The following is a 16,933-nucleotide window of genomic DNA, read 5'->3' as shown; positions in this document are numbered from 1 at the left end:
CGCGTCGTTCAGCGCTCGCTCAACGGATCGCCGATGGCGCGCGTCACCGGTTTGAGCAGATACTGCATGACGGATTTGGAGCCGGTGACGATCTTGGCGTCGACGACCATGCCCGGCGAAATCGTTTCCGCCTGGGCACCGCGCCCAATCATGTTGGATGAGAGCGGGATAGACGCCTTGAAATAGTAGTTGCCGTATTCATCGCGGAAACTGGAAGCGGACAGGACGGTGACCTCGCCTTTCAGTGTTCCCTGAATATTCGGATCGAAGGTGGTGACTGCGATCTCGGCTTCGTCGCCCACTTCCACGTGGCCGATATCCCGCGGTGACACGCGCACTTCGGCGACAAGATCGCTGTTGCTCGGGACGATTTCGGCAACGACATCTCCGGGAGCCAGGACGCTGCCAGGCCCCTTGAGATTGAGCGCCTTGATATGACCGCTCGCGGGCGCTCTCACAAAGAGCCTGTCAAACCGGTCCCTTTGTTTTTCCGCCTCGAAGGCAAGTTCGTTTCGCTCCTGAACAACCCTGCTCCGCTCTTCGGCCAACTCTTCGGCCGCAGAAGCTATCGACCGTTCGAGGCTTGCCCTTGCTTCTGCAAGCTGGGCTTCCGTTCGACCCTTCCTGCCGACAAGTTCACTCAACACACTTTGTGACAGTTGAAGCGCGGATTTCGCGTCGAGAAAACGCCGCTTGGATGAATAGCCTTGATCAAAGAGTGTCTGCTGGATCGTGAACTTCTCCTGCTCGATCTCGACCTGCGTCCGCTGGAACGCAATTCGCTCCACGACGCTGGCAAGCTCCGCCTCGCGTTCATCGATCCTGGCCTTCAAGGCCTCTTGCTCCTGTTCGCGCGCGCGCTGTTGCGCCTCGGAGGCTGCCTGCTGGGCTTCGCTGAAATCGAACCCCTCGCCCGATCGCAAGTCGCTTATGTTCGAGAAATCCGGATTGAGGACAAGACGCTGTTCCTCGCGCTCAAGAAACTGAAGCCGTGTGCGCACGCGCTCCAGGTCGCTGGACGTCGCGGTTTCCTGCAGACGGACGAGCGGCGTTCCCTTCTCGACGAGTTGGCCTTCCTGGACCAGGACTTCGGCGACAATGCCGCCTTCAAGGTGTCCGACGGTCTGAACCTTTCCGGCCGGGACTATTTCCCCGGATGCCTTCGCGACTTCCCGAACCTGTCCGACGACCGACCAGCCCAGAAAGGCGGCTGCGCCCAGGGACAGAACTTGCAGAATGCGCCTGTATGCGAAAGGAGGCGGTCCCTCCTCCAGCTCCAGGGGCATATCCAGTGAATACTCTTCTTTGGCTGACTTGCGGCGAAACATGACGGACTGGAACCACGTTGAAACTCGTGGCTGAACAGTGCGCCATTAAAGTAAACATCTGCTGAATCCGGGCGCGTCTCCTGCGTCCGACCGCCTCTTTCAGATGAGCTATAAGTTATTACTTCTTATGCGCTTTTTGTTTTTTGGTCTCAGTTTCCGTTTTCCCGACAACGTAAACAACTGAATGCAGGCCAGAAGCTCCGCGCGGTCGTGCCAAAGAACGAGATTCCTTCAGGCAGCCGTCTCGGAGCAGCGTTGCGTCCGCCAGATTTCGTTGGTTCTCGCATAGTCCCATCCGAACGCCTCTTCAGATGGCCCAAGCGTGTTGAGCCTGTCGAGCCGGTCCAGGGCCTCGGACAGATCGGGACGGTGCCCGGCGGGCACGGGCCACATGACGAAATGCATCTTCTCCATGGCCCCGAACCATTCCGCCCTGCGCGCATAGACGCGTCTGTGGACCGTTTGGAACACGAACTTTTCCAACGAGACGACATCCTTCCACACCGAGAGATTCGGGATGACCCGGGGATCATCCATGATCACGGTCGTTTCGCCCTTGCCTGCATCTTCGACGAGACGCCAGACAAACCCTTCGCTTCGTTCTGCAACCGCATTTACCCTGTTGAGGTTATTGACGAAATCAGCGACGCGCGGATCGGTGATCTCGTATTTGAGCCGGGCGATATTCAGTTCCGCGATGTAATGTTCCCGCATTTGGACCCATCCTCGTGTTCTCCGGCCGCATTGTCGCAGCATGTGCGCTTGCGCCGGATCTGAAGCAACGTTATAAAGTTACGCGTTACACAATTACTCTGCCGATCGGTTCGACACATGATACCTTCTACCACCCTCTCCGACACCGCAAGGAAATCCGGCCGCACGCTGACCAGGTCCGTGTTGGCAGGCTCCTTCGCTCTGGCCGCTGGAATGTCGGCTGCAAACGCGGATGCACCCAGCGTCGTCACGACGATAAAGCCGATCCACTCCATCGCTGCGGCAGTCATGGACGGTGTTGGCGAACCTGAGATCCTCATCGATGGGGCAGCATCACCACATGGTTTTGCCCTGAAGCCATCCCAGGCCGCCCTCATCCAGGGCGCAGATGTCGTGTTCTGGGTGGGCCCGTCCCTGTCTTCGTCCCTTGCCAAGCCGATCGAAGCCATGACTGCCGACGCAGTTGAAGTCGAACTGCTTGAGGCCAAGGGTATCGACCTGCTGCCCTTCCGCGAGGGTGCCAGTTTCGACGCGCATGATCACGATCACGGCGATCATGAAGAGCATGCCGAGCATGATGATCACGACCATGAAAAGCATGAAGAACATGCCGAGCATGATCACGATGAACACGATCATGAGAAACATGCTGAGCATGGTGATCATGACCACGAAAAGCATGAAGAACATGCTGAACATGACCATGATGAACACGATCATGAAAAACATGCTGATCACGACGAGCATGATCACGAAGAGCATGCCGGACACGCGGATCATGAAGGACATGACCATGCAGGCGGCATGGATCCGCATATCTGGCTGAACCCGGACAACGGCATCGCGATTGCGGCCGCCATGGCGGAGACGCTTTCAGAAGTCGATCCCGATAACGCAGCAACCTACCGGGAAAACGCCGCCGCTTTCGCGGAACGGATTGAAGCGCTCGAAGACGACCTCGCCGAAACGCTGGCGCCCGCGAAAGGGAAGAACTTCGTGGTCTTCCACGACGCCTACCACTACTTCGAACATCACTTCGACATCGAGGCCAGCGGTGCGGTCACGCTCACGCCCGAGACCGTCGCAAGTGCCAGCCGTATCGCGGAAATCCGGGACCAGATGTCCGACCTGAACGTAACCTGCGTCTTCCAGGAACCGCAGTTCGACGCCAAGCTTGTCGATGTTGTCCTGGAAGGAACCGAAGCACGGAAAGGCACTCTGGATCCGCTTGGAACAGAACTGGAGAACGGGCCGGATCTCTATCCGAACCTTCTCACCAGCATGTCGCAATCTCTCGCGGACTGCCTCTCCGGACAGTCGTAGCGCTCACACGACAAACGCCATAAAAAAACGCCGGGCATGTTGCCCGGCGTTTCACGTTCAAGGGTCTGGTCTTAGCCTGCAGACCGTGCCTTTGCGCGCTCGGCCTCGGTTTTCTCGATCGCCTTCAACAGGTAACGGTCGCGATCATAAATGTCCGAGTAGTAGCCGATGCCGCTGCCATCCAGTTCAGGCCAGGCGGTGAAGTAGGAAACATAAACCGGAATGTCGCCCGTGACCTGTTCCTGCTCGTTCTGCCCCGCAGCAATCCGGGACGTCACATAGTCCTTGGACTTGCCGAGAACGGCCGCCGCCATGCCCTTCGGATCGTGCAGACGGATGCAGCCGTGGCTGTAGGCGCGCACGTCCTTGTTGAACAGGTTTTTCGACGGCGTGTCGTGCATGTAGATGTGATGCCGGTTCGGGAAAAGGATCTTGACTTCCCCCAGCGCGTTGGAGCGGCCCGGATACTGCCTCACATTCACCGATGTCTGCTTTGCGGCAACGGCATACCAGTTGACCGAGGCTGAGGAAATCTTGCGGCCACCCGGTGTCGTCACTTCGTAACCGGCCCGGTCGAGGTAGGACGGATCACGTGCAAGCTTGGGAACCATCTCGTTGACGATGATCGAATACGGAACGCCCCAGTAGGGATTGTATTCAACGATCTCGATCTTGTCGTAGAAGAAATTGGTCTGGTTGGATTTCTTGCCGACCACGACGCGCATCGACAGGGGATCTTCGCCCGGAGCGGTATATGTTGCGGTGAATGCCGCCTGGTTGATGAACACCTTGCGGTTGCCGAGTTCTTCGGGGATCCAGCGGCTGCGCTCCATTGCAAGTTCGACTTTCGCAATCTTCGCGGCGTTGGTTTCGCCGACAAGAGCCTTGATCGTGTTCTTGCCGACGATGCCGTCCGGCGTCAGTCCGGCCTCCTTCTGAAATGCCTTCACCAGGCTCACCAGAGCCGGAGCGTAAGCATCGGAGCCGTCATATCCGCTCAGAGTGTCGCCATGGGCGGCCTTCAGTTCGTCCGAGCCGTTTTTCCCGATTGCCGCGACGATGTTCTTCATCTCCGGGCTCGATTTGCCGGCTTTCAGGAACGTTCCCGGTGCAATGACGATCTGGTCAGCCTCTTCATCCTCGGCCTTGAGGCGCTTCAGTTCGGATGCAAGCGCCCGGAAATGATCGTTTTGCGGCTGATGCGAGACCAACTCGCTTTGCATGTCTTCCGCCGCAGAAAGGCCTTCAAGAGCTGCGACCAGATCCACGTCGTGCCTCGGCAGGTCGTGATACTGGGAGATCTTGTTCGGATCGACCCTGCCGCGTGTTGCATCAAGGACATAGGACAGTGCCGCGGCACTCATCTGCATTTCAAACCGCATCAGCGCTGCGTCGCGATCTGTTTCCCCAAGACCGGAAAGCGCCGGGAGCGGTACAAAATAGTCTTCGGGAACGAGCGCGTACTCGGCGGCGGACGCCATCTCCCGACGTGCTTTTGCAGCTTTCAGTGTGACGCCGTTATCGTCGACCCAGACAAAGTCCGGATGCTCGCGGTAATAGGCAATCAGCGCCTCGCCGACTTCGGGAAGAACGGTGACCGAAAGGCCCTTCAGCGCCGGGCGCGCTTCGTCGAAGGCCGTCAGGACGACGGGCTCGACCGGGGCGATATCCGTCTCGACGTTTGCGGCGTCAGCGGTTTCGGCACCTTCGCTTGCCGGCTGAAGTTCCGCGGTTTTCTTTTCCGACAGCGGTGCCAGGGACACTTTTTTCAGCGTGTCGGGCGTGTAGTTGAGATAGCGCGGCGCCGCGACCTTCACGGAAACCGCCTTTTTCCGCAACTCTTCCTGACGCTGGCGCTCCTGTTGCCTGCGGTGATTTTCAGGATTGAAAAGGCGCTGGAACAGGCCCTGCGCCGACGCCGTTTCAGGCATCGCGACACTGAAGCCGGATGCAAGGACAGTTGCCATCAGACAGGCTTTCAGGGAATTGACGGACAGTCTTCTCATCCCGCCCCGTCTCGAAACGCCAGCACCGTCCGTTGCACTTTTCATCTTGTTTGCCTGCATTGTCTCAACCCACGAATTCGTAAACCGGTCAAAAATCAGCGCGCCACCTCAAGCCGTCACTCGTCGCGCACCGACGTAAATCATTTGCCCGGAAGGCTGCCCTCCCGCACCAAGTCCCCTCGCGTTACGGCCCAATTCATTCGGAAAAAGTCCGGAAAACGGCCGCGAAATACGAAAAGCAAACTGGTTAATACTATATCAGTCTTGATGAGATGGTTAAGAGCAAGCTTCATTCACAGCTTTTGAATTCAAAACAGTGTGACGAATTTGCCGCGCGTGTTCGGGATCGCCGGTCATCCGGCACCCGAAAGCAGTACATGTGCACCGTTTCGACAAGAGCGCCGGCAGGCCGTCAGTGGGTGCTCTGCGAGATCATGACCGCGCTTAAACCTTTGCGCAACTTGCAGCTTCCGTTGCCAATACTGCCCGGCTAGGATAGCCGGACAGCTCTTGTTTCCGCCGAAAGTTCGACAGCCCAGCCTAGAACGGGATCTCGTCGTCCATCGGGCCGCCGCCACCACTCTGGCCGCCGAAGCCGCCGCCCTGTGAGCCGCCCCCACCCGAACTGCCGCCATATCCGCCACCGCCGCCGCCGAAGCCGCCGCCGCCCTGGGAGTCGTTGCCGTAGTCGGGCAAACCGCCCGGTTGCCCGCCTTCGCCGCGTCCGTCGAGCATGGTCAGGTTGGAATTGAACCCTTGAAGAACCACTTCGGTCGAGTATCTGTCCTGACCGGACTGATCCTGCCATTTGCGTGTCTGAAGCTGGCCTTCCAGATAGACCTTGGAGCCTTTGCGCAGGTATTGCTCGGCGACCTTGCACAGCCCTTCACTAAAGATCACAACGCGGTGCCATTCGGTTTTTTCGCGCCGTTCGCCGCTGTTGCGATCACGCCAGGTTTCAGACGTCGCGATGCGAAGATTGGCGATCGGACGACCGTCCTGGGTCCGGCGGATCTCCGGATCGGCACCCAAATTGCCGACCAATATGACTTTGTTGACGCTGCCCGCCATCCTGTACTCCTGTTCATTACCACGGCCGTTCCGGCTCTTCGTGCCGCTCACACGCATGTCCACGACAGACCGCTTGCCTGTGAAGCTGCCAGAAAGCAGAACCGTAACGACACTCCAACCGTTTCGCCGCAGTTTTCCGGTGGCTGCCCTCATTTTCCACAAGGCAGGCCCGGGAAAACCGGGATGCGGCCTGCCTTCTTGCCGACAGCGGGGCAAATCCGACCGCCTCCAGCAGCGATGTACTTGTTTTGTTCTTATCATTTCTGTAAAAGGAATTCAATCGAAGGGCCGCATTCAGCGTATTTTTGAAGGCGGCCAATTGGTCTCACTGGATGTTGCGCACATAGCTGCTATATCGGGTAGAGGCGACCTGGTGCCACGCGGTCAAAACCAGTTGCAATCCATTCAGCGGCGGGCTCGGACCGGCGCACCTCACGGCAGGAAATTTCAGAATGTCGAAGTCCGGAAACAGTCGGAAAGAAGATAACTGGACGCATGACCCCACCAAGGTCATCAGCATTCGCGGTGCGCGGGAACATAACCTCAAAGGTGTGGACCTCGATCTTCCGCGCGACAAGCTCATCGTCATGACCGGCCTGTCCGGTTCCGGCAAATCCTCGCTCGCGTTCGACACGATCTACGCCGAGGGGCAAAGACGGTATGTCGAGAGCCTGTCCGCGTATGCGCGGCAGTTTCTGGAAATGATGCAGAAGCCCGATGTCGACCAGATCGACGGCCTGTCGCCGGCGATTTCCATCGAGCAGAAGACCACGTCGCGGAACCCCAGGTCCACGGTCGGAACGGTGACCGAGATCTACGACTACATGCGTCTTCTGTTTGCGCGCGTCGGCATTCCCTACTCGCCGGCAACCGGACTGCCGATCGAAAGCCAGACCGTCAGCCAGATGGTCGACAGGATCATGGAACTGGAGGAAGGAGCCCGGCTCTATCTGCTGGCGCCGATGGTGCGCGGGCGCAAGGGCGAGTACCGCAAGGAACTCGCGGAACTCATGAAAAAGGGTTTCCAGCGCGTCAAGATCGACGGAACCTTTCACGAAATCTCCGAGGCTCCCGCCCTCGACAAGAAATTCAAACACGACATCGATGTTGTCGTGGACAGGATTGTCGTGCGCGATGATATCGCGGGCAGGCTTGCGGATTCCCTCGAGACGGCGCTCAAGCTCGCGGACGGCATCGCCATTGCGGAGTTCGCCGACAAGACCGACGACAAGGGCGACCCGGAGCGGATCATATTTTCGGAAAAGTTCGCCTGCCCGGTCTCCGGTTTCACGATCCCGGAAATCGAACCGCGCCTGTTTTCGTTCAACAATCCTTTCGGCGCCTGCCCGACCTGTGACGGCCTGGGAACGACGCTCGCCTTCGAAGAGGATCTTGTCGTGCCGGATCATTCGCTCTCCCTGCGCGAAGGCGCGGTTCTGCCGTGGGCGAAAACGGGATCGACATCTCCCTACTATGCGCAGACACTCGAGGCGCTCTGCAGGCATTACAAGGTGACGATGTCGACGCCCTGGAAAGATCTGCCGGCGGAGGTTCAGGACGCGATCCTTCATGGAACCGGAAAGACGGAGATTGAATTCGTCTATGACGACGGTGTGCGCAGTTACCGGACCGAAAAGGCGTTCGAGGGCGTCATCGGCAATATCGAGCGCCGCTGGCGCGAAACCGAATCCACCTGGGTACGCGAAGAACTCGCGCGTTTCCAATCCGATCACGCCTGTCCCGCCTGCAGCGGTTTCCGGCTGAAACCCGAAGCGCTCGCCGTCAAGATCGCCGATCGACATATCGGCGAGATCACCGAACTCTCTATCCGCAGCGCCAGGGACTGGTTCGATGCCCTCCCCGAGAAGCTCAACGACAAGCAATCGGAGATCGCCGGCAGGATCCTCAAGGAAATCCGCGAGCGGCTGAAATTTCTCAATGATGTCGGCCTGGAATACCTGACCCTGTCGCGTTCCTCCGGCACCCTGTCGGGCGGCGAAAGCCAGCGTATTCGCCTGGCTTCCCAGATCGGTTCCGGCCTCACCGGCGTTCTCTATGTTCTGGACGAACCGTCGATCGGCCTGCACCAGCGCGACAATGCCAGGCTTCTGGAAACATTGAAGCATTTGCGTGATCTCGGAAACACCGTCATCGTCGTCGAGCATGACGAAGATGCCGTTCTGACGGCGGATTATGTTGTTGACGTCGGACCGGGTGCGGGCGTGCATGGCGGGCAGGTTGTCGCCAAGGGATCGCCGTCCGAGATCATGGCCAATCCGAAATCCCTGACCGGTGAATACCTGTCCGGCAGCAGGATGATTTCGCGCGCGGACGGTCAGCGCAAGATCAACAAGAAGCGCAAGGTGTCCGTCCGGGGCGCCCGCGGCAACAATCTCAAGGACATTGACGTCGATATCCCGCTGAGCACGTTCACATGCGTTACCGGCGTTTCGGGCGGCGGCAAATCCACCTTCCTGATCGACACGCTGTACAGGGCTGCCGCCCGGCGCCTGAACGGCGCCCGCGACAACCCGGCCCCACATGACCGCATCGAAGGCCTCGAAGTGCTGGACAAGGTCATCGATATCGACCAGTCGCCCATCGGCCGTACACCACGCTCGAACCCGGCGACCTATACCGGTGCCTTCACCCCCATTCGCGAGTGGTTTGCGGGCATGCCGGAAGCCAAGGCGCGCGGCTACCAGCCCGGCCGGTTTTCGTTCAACGTCAAGGGCGGGCGCTGTGAAGCGTGCCAGGGCGACGGCGTCATCAAGATCGAAATGCACTTCCTGCCGGATGTCTATGTGACCTGCGATGTCTGCAAGGGCAAACGCTACAATCGCGAAACGCTTGAAGTGGAATTCAAGGGCAAGTCCATCGCCGATGTTCTCGACATGACCGTCGAGGAAGCCGCAGGTTTCTTTTCCGCAGTTCCGGCTGTCCGGGACAAGATGGAAACCCTCGCGCGCGTGGGTCTCGGCTATATCAAGGTGGGACAGCAGGCGACGACGCTGTCAGGCGGTGAAGCGCAACGCGTCAAGCTTGCCAAGGAGCTGTCGAAGCGGTCGACGGGGCGCACGCTCTATATCCTGGACGAACCGACGACCGGCCTTCATTTCCATGACGTTGCCAAGTTGCTCGACGTGCTGCACGAACTCGTGGACCAGGGCAACACGGTTCTGGTGATCGAGCACAATCTCGAAGTCATCAAGACCGCGGACTGGATCGTCGATCTCGGTCCGGAGGGCGGCGACGGCGGCGGCACGGTCGTCGCCACCGGGCGCCCCGAGGATGTTGCTGAAATCGAGGCAAGCTACACGGGACAGTTCCTGAGAGAACTTCTTCAGCGCCGCCCCCACCGCGCGTCGGACGCCGCTGAATAGCGGCATCGCGCCTCTTGAATTCTTGTGCGTCGCACTTATCTCTATATGTAACTGAATAAAGAGAGTTTTCTTGATGCGCGCATTTCCGATCACATAAAATTTATTGCATTGCACAAATTGCATGCCTGTCATGCGGATATGGCACTTCTTTTATTTCACTTGGTGAATTATATATCTAATCAACAACGACGCAGACGGCAGAACGTGCTGCGCAACAAGGAATAAGAAAATGTTCGACACTGTGCGCAAGAAGTACAGCAACTGGGTGAGCTACCGTCGTGCGGTTGACGAATTGTCCCGCCTTTCGGTCAGAGAACTCCAGGATCTCGGCATCAGCCGTAGCGACATCAAGTTCGTCGCTCGCCGGGGAATTGACGGCTAGAAATTAGAGATCGCGTCCGAGGGCATCCTCCTCCCAGCCTGACGACGTGTGACACGCAGGACATCCTCCTCCCAGTCCTGCATCGTCGAAACGACGCCCGCCAGTACCTCCTCCCACTGGCGGGCGTTCGTTTGTCCGGCATCCGGTTTCATGACATCGCAGCAGTCGTCACGTCTATTTCGCACTTGCGAGATAGAATCGGCAAGCGTGTGTCTTATGCCATGCGATTGAATCGTTAACTATCTGTATCCTTGCATTTTTTGCATATCAGCTTCGCGAATTTCCCACTACCTCGCAGTGCACAATATCTCTATATGTCGATTGCAAGAGATGAACGGGCCAGACGCCGATCCGCGGTGCCATGGCCAAGAGATAGCGAAAGGCCTAAACCATGATCGATACTGTTGTACGCAAATACAATAACTGGAAACGCTTCCGTCAGACCTATGACGAGCTGTCCAGCCTGACCAACCGTGAACTGGACGATCTCGGCATTGCACGTGCCGACATCAGCCGCTTTGCACGTCAGGCCGTCAAGTAATACCTGATTGCAGTCCGGAAACATCCTCCTCCCAGTTTCCGGACTGCGTTTGCTCTGCGCTTCTTGCGCAGGTGCTCATAAAAAACACCTGCCGGTACCTCCTCCCACCGGCAGGTGTTTTTTTGTGCGTGGTCAGGGGAGCCGCTGCATCAGTCCAGTGACCGACTCTGTAAATGCCGCAATTTCGCAGGCCAGCCATCCGATTGGCAACATATAAGCTGCAGGTGGCCGGCTCGATGTACCCTGAAGTCATTGCGGAGACCGGCCGATGCCTGTAATCAGGGCGTCATGATTTTGACCGGGCCGGTACGCAGACAAATCGCGTTCCCAGGGCCCCGACAAGACCCCAGGATACTCAAATGAGCCCGATTCATGTCATTGGTGGCGGCCTGGCCGGATCCGAGGCGGCCTGGCAAATGGCCCAGGCCGGACTAGACGTCGTCCTTCACGAAATGCGGCCTGTCCGCAAGACAGACGCGCATCAGACGGACGGACTTGCAGAACTGGTCTGTTCCAACTCCTTTCGCTCCGACGACTCGGAACAGAACGCCGTCGGGCTGATCCACCACGAACTGCGGCAGCTCGGCTCCCTGATCATGGAAGCCGCCGATGCGAACCAGGTTCCCGCCGGAAGCGCGCTGGCCGTGGACCGGGAGGGTTTTTCGAATGCGGTGACGGAGGCGCTTGAGGAGCACCCGCTCATCCGTATCGACCGGGAGGAAGTCGCCGGATTGCCGCCCGCGGACTGGGAGAAGGTGATTATTGCGACCGGCCCCCTCACCTCGCCAGCGCTTTCGGCGGCCGTGCTGGAAACGTCCGGAGAAGACTCGCTGGCATTTTTCGACGCGATCGCACCGATCGTGCATTTCGACACGGTCGACCTGTCAAAAGCCTGGTTCCAGTCGAGATATGACAAGGTGGGACCCGGCGGCACGGGCAAGGATTACCTCAACTGCCCATTGGACAAGGACGGCTACGAAGCGTTCATCGATGCACTTCTTGCCGGAGAAACCGCTGATTTCAAGGAATGGGAAGCCAATACGCCCTATTTCGACGGATGCCTACCGATCGAAGTCATGGCGTCCAGGGGACGGGAGACGCTCCGTCACGGGCCGATGAAACCGATGGGGCTGACGAACGAACACCAGCCCGACGTTAAACCCTATGCCGTCGTTCAGCTCCGGCAGGACAATGCCCTCGGCACGCTCTACAACATGGTCGGGTTTCAGACGAAGTTGAAATACGGCGCACAGGCCGACATTTTCCGCATGATACCGGGGCTCGAGAATGCCCAATTCGCGCGGCTTGGCGGGCTGCACCGGAACACGTTCCTGAATTCTCCGAAGGTGCTGGACGGTTCCCTGCGCCTGAAGGCGGATCCCCGCATCCGGTTCGCAGGCCAGATCACCGGCTGCGAAGGATATGTCGAATCTGCGAGCGTCGGCTGCATGGCGGGACTTTTCGCCGTCATGGAGGCCCAGGGAAGACAGGTCATCTCCCCGCCTGCGACGACGGCTATGGGGGCCCTGCTCGGCCATATCACCGGCGGCCATATCACGCGCGAGGACGGCGCCGGAAAACCCCGCTCGTTCCAGCCCATGAATGTCAATTTCGGTCTGTTTCCGACAGTCGAAACGCCGACAAGGGATGAAGACGGCAAGCGCCTCAAGGGCAAGGAAAAATCCAGGGCGAAGAAACTGGCCATGACCAACCGCGCCAAAGAGGATTTCGCGCGATGGAAGGCGGATCTCGGCGTGGATGTGCTCGCGGCAGAGTGACGCGCGTTCCGTGCGCCTCAGGGTACGGACCCTAACGCTCAGAGGCGGTCGAACGGCCGTCTTGATCCGCGCCACAAGAGCCATTGTATCCTGAGCTGCGACATGTCCGTAGGCTGTTTCAGCGGGTCCGGGGTCCGGGTTTCCAGCAGCTTGAGATATGGCTCAACGAGGACGAGCGGCAGAAAGGCGTTCCAGCAGGCCTCAGGAACGTTTGCGCTTTCCTTGCGGACACGCATCAAGTGATGGCGCACATGATCCCGCAATTCCCTGAGTACGGCGTGTAGTTCTGGTGTCGTTTCTCCGCGGAATACCGTCTCCGGATCGAGCGCGTGCCTCTCGCAGACATCACGCGGCAGAAACATTTGCCGGCGCGACGCGTGCCACGACAATGACCGCATCAACCCGGTAAGCGCATAGGCAACGCCGGCATGCCCCGCGGCCGTCGCCGTACCCGGGTCCTCACCCGCGTTGAGAACCAGGCAGGCAAGCTGGATCAGGCTTGAAGCGGTTTCACCAGCATAGCCTTCGAGGTCGTTGAGGCTTGGCATGTGATCGTCATAAAGATCGAAGATCCGTGCCTCGGTCATGGCGATGGGGCTTTGCCGCGGCAGGTTGTAGGCCGCGATCGTCTGGAGAAGAGCGTTCGCGACCGGGTTGGATGCCGCCGCGCCGTGTTCGGTTCCCTCCAGCAGGTCGCGCCACCATTGCAGCCTGACTTCGCCGGGCAGCGGTTCGGAAACAACGTCACGCACGCGCGCGATCTCCCCATTGAACGCATAGAGCGACATCAGTGCGGCGCGATGTGCCTCCGGGGCCAGAAGCGCACACAGATACCTGTCCCGGTCATAGAGGCGTGCCGTTTCGGCTGCATGATCGAAGTCGGTTGTCATAAACGCCCATATGGCACTGGTTCGAGATTAGTCTACCGGCAACAGGGCAGCCGCAACGGCCCGGTCCTCGGACAGCAGCACGTTGAAGGTTCTGATGGCAGCCCCTGTCGACATCGGGTCGGACAGGATTGACGCCTCGCGAAACAGCGTTTTCAGATCCGATGGCAGCGGGCGCAGGTCAACACCGGTTCCGACCAGCAGAACCTCTATATCGGACTGTTCCTGAAACACCCGTTCGAACGCCTCTTCGCTGAATTGCGAGGGATCATCGACGTGCCAGCCGTAAATGCCGCTGGGGACGCACAGCAGCGCCCCCTTGTGCGACATGTTTGCAAAACGGAACCCGCCATTGCCATAGGCATCAATGGGGGCACGGCCCGGAAAGTGGGCGTCGCGGATCTCCATCAGGACGGCTCTTAAGCCGTCGCTTTTTCTTTTGCTTCCTTCTCGCCATCCCCGTCGTTCCGCGACATGGCGTCCGGGCGCAGGTTCAGAAGGATCAGGAACGGAGCAGCAAGGAAGATCGACGAATAGGTCCCGATCACGATGCCGAAGATCATGGCAAGCGTGAAGGACTGGATCACCTCGCCGCCGAACACATAGAGCGCGATCAGCGCCAGAAGCGTCGTGACAGAGGTCATCGTCGTGCGCGACAAGGTTTCGTTGATCGACTGGTCCAGGATGTCGGTCAGCGGACGCTTCTTGTACTTGCGCAGATTTTCCCGGATGCGGTCATAGACCACCACGGTATCGTTGAGCGAATAACCGATGATAGTCAGGACCGCCGCGATACTCGATAACGAGAAGTCGAGCTGCAAAAGCACGAAGAGACCGATCGTCACCACGACATCGTTCGCTGTCGTCAGGATCGCACCGACCGCGAAGTGCCACTCGAAGCGGAACCAGATATAGATCATGATCGCGAGAAGCGCAGCCGCCACCGCGATCGCACCGGCCTGGGCCAGCTCTCCCGAGACCCTCGGACCGACCACTTCGACACGGCGGAAGTCGACATTGTCGTCTTCAAAGATCGTGCGCACGTTCTGCACAACGGTCTGCTGGGCGAGTTCCCCGCCCGGCTGCTCCTCAACGCGGATCAGAATGTCGTCGGGTGCACCGAATTCCTGCACCTGGACATCACCGAGATTGAGCGATGACAGTTCGGAGCGGATCGCACCGATATCGGCGGGTCCGTCCGTCTTGATCTCGATGATCGTCCCGCCCTTGAAGTCGATCCCGTAATTCATGCCAACGGTGAAAAACCCGGCAAGGGAGGCAATGACAAGCACGATCGACAACGGAAAACTGAACTTCCGCAGCCACATGAACTTGATGTGCGTGTTGTCCGGAACGAGTCTTAGCAACATTTCTTTTTCCCCGGATCAGATCGGAAGTACGGAAGGCCGGCGGCGCCGTATCCAAAGCGCAACCAGCAAACGGCTGAAGGTGAACGCACAGAAGACGGTCGTGAAGATCCCGATCGCGAGCGTTACGGCGAAGCCGCGCACGGGTCCGGACCCCAGCTGGAACAGGATGACCGCCGCAATCAGCGTGGTGATGTTCGCGTCAAGGATGGTCCCGAGCGCACGGCTGTAGCCTGCGTCGATGGCGGATATGACCGATCTTCCCGCTCGAGATTCCTCGCGTATTCGCTCGAAGATGAGCACGTTGGCATCAACCGCCATGCCGATCGTCAGCACGATGCCGGCGATACCCGGCAGCGTGAGCGTGGCCTGAAGCACCGTCAACGCGCCGAAGATCAGGAAAATGTTCGTCATCAGGGCCAGATCGGCAATGATGCCGAAGCGGCCATAGGCAAGGATCATGAAGATGACGACGGCAGCACCGGCGATGATCGACGCGATCTTGCCGGCCTCGATCGAGTCTGCACCGAGACCCGGCCCGATGGAACGTTCCTCGATCACGGTCAATTGCGCAGGCAGTGCACCTGCGCGCAGCAGTGTGGAAAGGTCCTGTGCTGCCTCGATGGTGAAATCACCGGAGATCTGGCCCGACCCGCCGATGATCGGTTCACGGATCACCGGGGCGGATATGACTTCCTCATCCAGCACGATCGCGAAGGGGTAGTTCACGTTCTCGGTCGTGATCCGCGCAAACTCCCGCGCTCCCGACTGGTTGAAACGGAAGGTCACCACTGGCTCGTTCGAATACTGGCCGAAGGCGACCTGGGCATCGACCAGGTCCTCACCACCCAGAAGCGGCCTGGTTTCAAGAAGATACGGAATCGGCGGGTCGTCGACGGACAGGAACACCGACGTTCCGGCCGGCGGCCGGCTTTGCATCGCCTGTTCGCCGGTCATGTTGCGGTCGACAAGATGGAAGGTCAGCTTGGCCGTCGTGCCGATGATTTCCTTCAGACGTTCGGGATCACCTTCACCCGGTGCTTCCACGAGGATCCGGTCCGTACCCTGTCTTTGAATGTTCGGTTCCGTCGTGCCGAGGTCATCGACACGGCGCCGGATGACTTCGATCGACTGCTGAACGATGGCCTGAAGCCGGTTGTCGAGGCCCGCATCGGAATAGGTGAACCGCACGAGCCCGTTGTCTTCGACCGTCATTTCGAACTCGTCGACCGGCTGACCGCTGAACAGGTTGGAAACCAGCGGGTTGACCAGCGGTGCGAGCCGCTCCCGTGCCTCGTCCAGGCGTGTCAGATCCCGGATCCTGACCTGAACGGAATCCGGCCGGGCGTCCAGCCCTGTATACCCAATTCTCGGGTTTTCCCGCAGCGTGTCACGCACATCGCCTTCGAGCGCTTCGAAGCGTTTCTTGATGTAGTCGGCCTGATCCACCTCATAAAGAAGATAGGCCCCGCCCTGAAGATCAAGCCCCAGCACCATCTGGTTCTTCGGCAGGAAGTCAGGCCAGCTTTCCAGTTGTTTGGCCGTGAAGAAATTCGGCAGCGTCGTGATGAAACCTGCGGCGACGACAATCAGGATCAGCACAATTTTCCAACGGGCGAAATGGAGCATGTTTAAGCCTTAATACGGCCGGACGGACCCCTGTCCGGCCGGCAAATAGATCGGAGCGGGCCGTTCTGTCAGGAGTTCTCTTTGGCGGGCTCTGATTTGGAGCGCACTTCCTGAACCATGGAGCGCACCACGCGAACCTTGACCCCCTCGGACAGTTCCACCTGAAGCTCACTGTCATCTACCACCTTGGAGACTTTGCCGATAAGCCCACCCGTGGTCACAATGGTGTCACCGCGGCGCAGGTTGGACACCATTTCCTGATGCTGCTTCATGCGCTGGCGCTGCGGCCGGATGATCAGGAAATACATGATCGCAAAAATGGCCACGAAGGGCAGGATCTGGATCAGGAAACCCGGACCTGCAGCTCCGGCGGATTGCGCGTACGCTGGGGTGATGAACATTCAACTCTCCTAGGTGGCGTTTGTTAGGCGTCTTGCCTCTTCGCAAAACGGTCAAACGCACTGAATTCTGGTGGCGCGGACTATAACGGCGGCGCGCCTCATTTCAAGCTTTGCAAGCGGATT

14 protein-coding genes are annotated in these 16,933 nt (G+C 58.9%); 5 read left to right on the top strand and 9 right to left on the bottom strand.

What is annotated here, in order from left to right:
- Window positions 1–8: 8 nt before the first annotated feature.
- Window positions 9–1,286: an HlyD family type I secretion periplasmic adaptor subunit gene (locus tag ACO07N_RS21465; RefSeq protein WP_421982979.1), complete on the bottom strand. Its 1,278-nt coding sequence runs from the start codon at window positions 1,284–1,286 to the stop codon at window positions 9–11.
- 273 nt (window positions 1,287–1,559) lie between these two features.
- Complete coding sequence (locus ACO07N_RS21460) at window positions 1,560–2,042, bottom strand: DUF3291 domain-containing protein (RefSeq protein WP_421982978.1); 483 nt, start codon at window positions 2,040–2,042, stop codon at window positions 1,560–1,562.
- A 117-nt stretch (window positions 2,043–2,159) separates the two neighbouring features.
- Here ACO07N_RS21460 and ACO07N_RS21455 point away from each other — a divergent pair, with 117 nt between their 5' ends.
- Window positions 2,160–3,365, top strand: a complete 1,206-nt coding sequence (locus tag ACO07N_RS21455; protein WP_421982977.1) for a zinc ABC transporter substrate-binding protein — start codon at window positions 2,160–2,162, stop codon at window positions 3,363–3,365.
- A 71-nt stretch (window positions 3,366–3,436) separates the two neighbouring features.
- Here the strand turns inward: ACO07N_RS21455 and ACO07N_RS21450 are convergent, their stop codons facing one another.
- Window positions 3,437–5,371 carry a L,D-transpeptidase family protein gene (locus ACO07N_RS21450; RefSeq protein WP_421982976.1) on the bottom strand — a complete coding sequence of 645 codons (1,935 nt, stop codon included), beginning with the start codon at window positions 5,369–5,371 and terminating at the stop codon, window positions 3,437–3,439.
- Window positions 5,372–5,911: 540 nt separating this feature from the next.
- A complete protein-coding gene (locus ACO07N_RS21445) occupies window positions 5,912–6,442 on the bottom strand; it encodes a single-stranded DNA-binding protein (RefSeq protein ID WP_421984468.1) in 531 nt (176 codons plus the stop codon).
- 452 nt (window positions 6,443–6,894) lie between these two features.
- On the opposite strand from ACO07N_RS21445, the gene uvrA reads away from it, so the two are divergent.
- From uvrA to trmFO, 4 genes are all read left to right on the top strand, one after another.
- Window positions 6,895–9,825 carry an excinuclease ABC subunit UvrA gene (gene uvrA / locus ACO07N_RS21440; RefSeq protein ID WP_421982975.1) on the top strand — a complete coding sequence of 977 codons (2,931 nt, stop codon included), beginning with the start codon at window positions 6,895–6,897 and terminating at the stop codon, window positions 9,823–9,825.
- A 229-nt stretch (window positions 9,826–10,054) separates the two neighbouring features.
- On the top strand, window positions 10,055–10,207 hold the full coding sequence (locus ACO07N_RS21435) for a DUF1127 domain-containing protein (protein ID WP_421982974.1): 153 nt from the start codon (window positions 10,055–10,057) through the stop codon (window positions 10,205–10,207).
- A 391-nt stretch (window positions 10,208–10,598) separates the two neighbouring features.
- Window positions 10,599–10,748 (top strand): DUF1127 domain-containing protein, encoded by a 150-nt coding sequence (locus ACO07N_RS21430; protein WP_421982973.1) that lies wholly within the window; start codon window positions 10,599–10,601, stop codon window positions 10,746–10,748.
- Window positions 10,749–11,107: 359 nt separating this feature from the next.
- The gene (trmFO, locus tag ACO07N_RS21425; RefSeq protein ID WP_421982972.1) at window positions 11,108–12,526 is read left to right on the top strand and encodes a methylenetetrahydrofolate--tRNA-(uracil(54)-C(5))-methyltransferase (FADH(2)-oxidizing) TrmFO; all 1,419 of its coding nucleotides are present in this window, start codon (window positions 11,108–11,110) and stop codon (window positions 12,524–12,526) included.
- 38 nt (window positions 12,527–12,564) lie between these two features.
- Here the strand turns inward: trmFO and ACO07N_RS21420 are convergent, their stop codons facing one another.
- The 5 genes from ACO07N_RS21420 to yajC form a co-directional block, all read right to left on the bottom strand.
- Window positions 12,565–13,416 (bottom strand): phytoene/squalene synthase family protein, encoded by an 852-nt coding sequence (locus ACO07N_RS21420; protein WP_421982971.1) that lies wholly within the window; start codon window positions 13,414–13,416, stop codon window positions 12,565–12,567.
- A gap of 27 nt (window positions 13,417–13,443) precedes the next feature.
- The gene (locus tag ACO07N_RS21415; RefSeq protein WP_421982970.1) at window positions 13,444–13,821 is read right to left on the bottom strand and encodes an Mth938-like domain-containing protein; all 378 of its coding nucleotides are present in this window, start codon (window positions 13,819–13,821) and stop codon (window positions 13,444–13,446) included.
- A gap of 11 nt (window positions 13,822–13,832) precedes the next feature.
- Window positions 13,833–14,783, bottom strand: coding sequence for a protein translocase subunit SecF (secF, locus tag ACO07N_RS21410; protein ID WP_421982969.1), 951 nt, complete (start codon window positions 14,781–14,783; stop codon window positions 13,833–13,835).
- A 15-nt stretch (window positions 14,784–14,798) separates the two neighbouring features.
- Window positions 14,799–16,409 carry a protein translocase subunit SecD gene (secD, locus tag ACO07N_RS21405; RefSeq protein WP_421982968.1) on the bottom strand — a complete coding sequence of 537 codons (1,611 nt, stop codon included), beginning with the start codon at window positions 16,407–16,409 and terminating at the stop codon, window positions 14,799–14,801.
- A gap of 68 nt (window positions 16,410–16,477) precedes the next feature.
- Window positions 16,478–16,810, bottom strand: coding sequence for a preprotein translocase subunit YajC (yajC, locus tag ACO07N_RS21400; RefSeq protein WP_421982967.1), 333 nt, complete (start codon window positions 16,808–16,810; stop codon window positions 16,478–16,480).
- Window positions 16,811–16,933: the final 123 nt, after the last annotated feature.

This window comes from Roseibium sp., from assembly GCF_965229775.1.
In the GTDB taxonomy this organism is placed as follows: Bacteria; Pseudomonadota; Alphaproteobacteria; order Rhizobiales; family Stappiaceae; genus Roseibium.
Note: the sequence above shows the minus strand (reverse complement) of the source record. Positions and strands in the feature narration are given on the sequence as shown.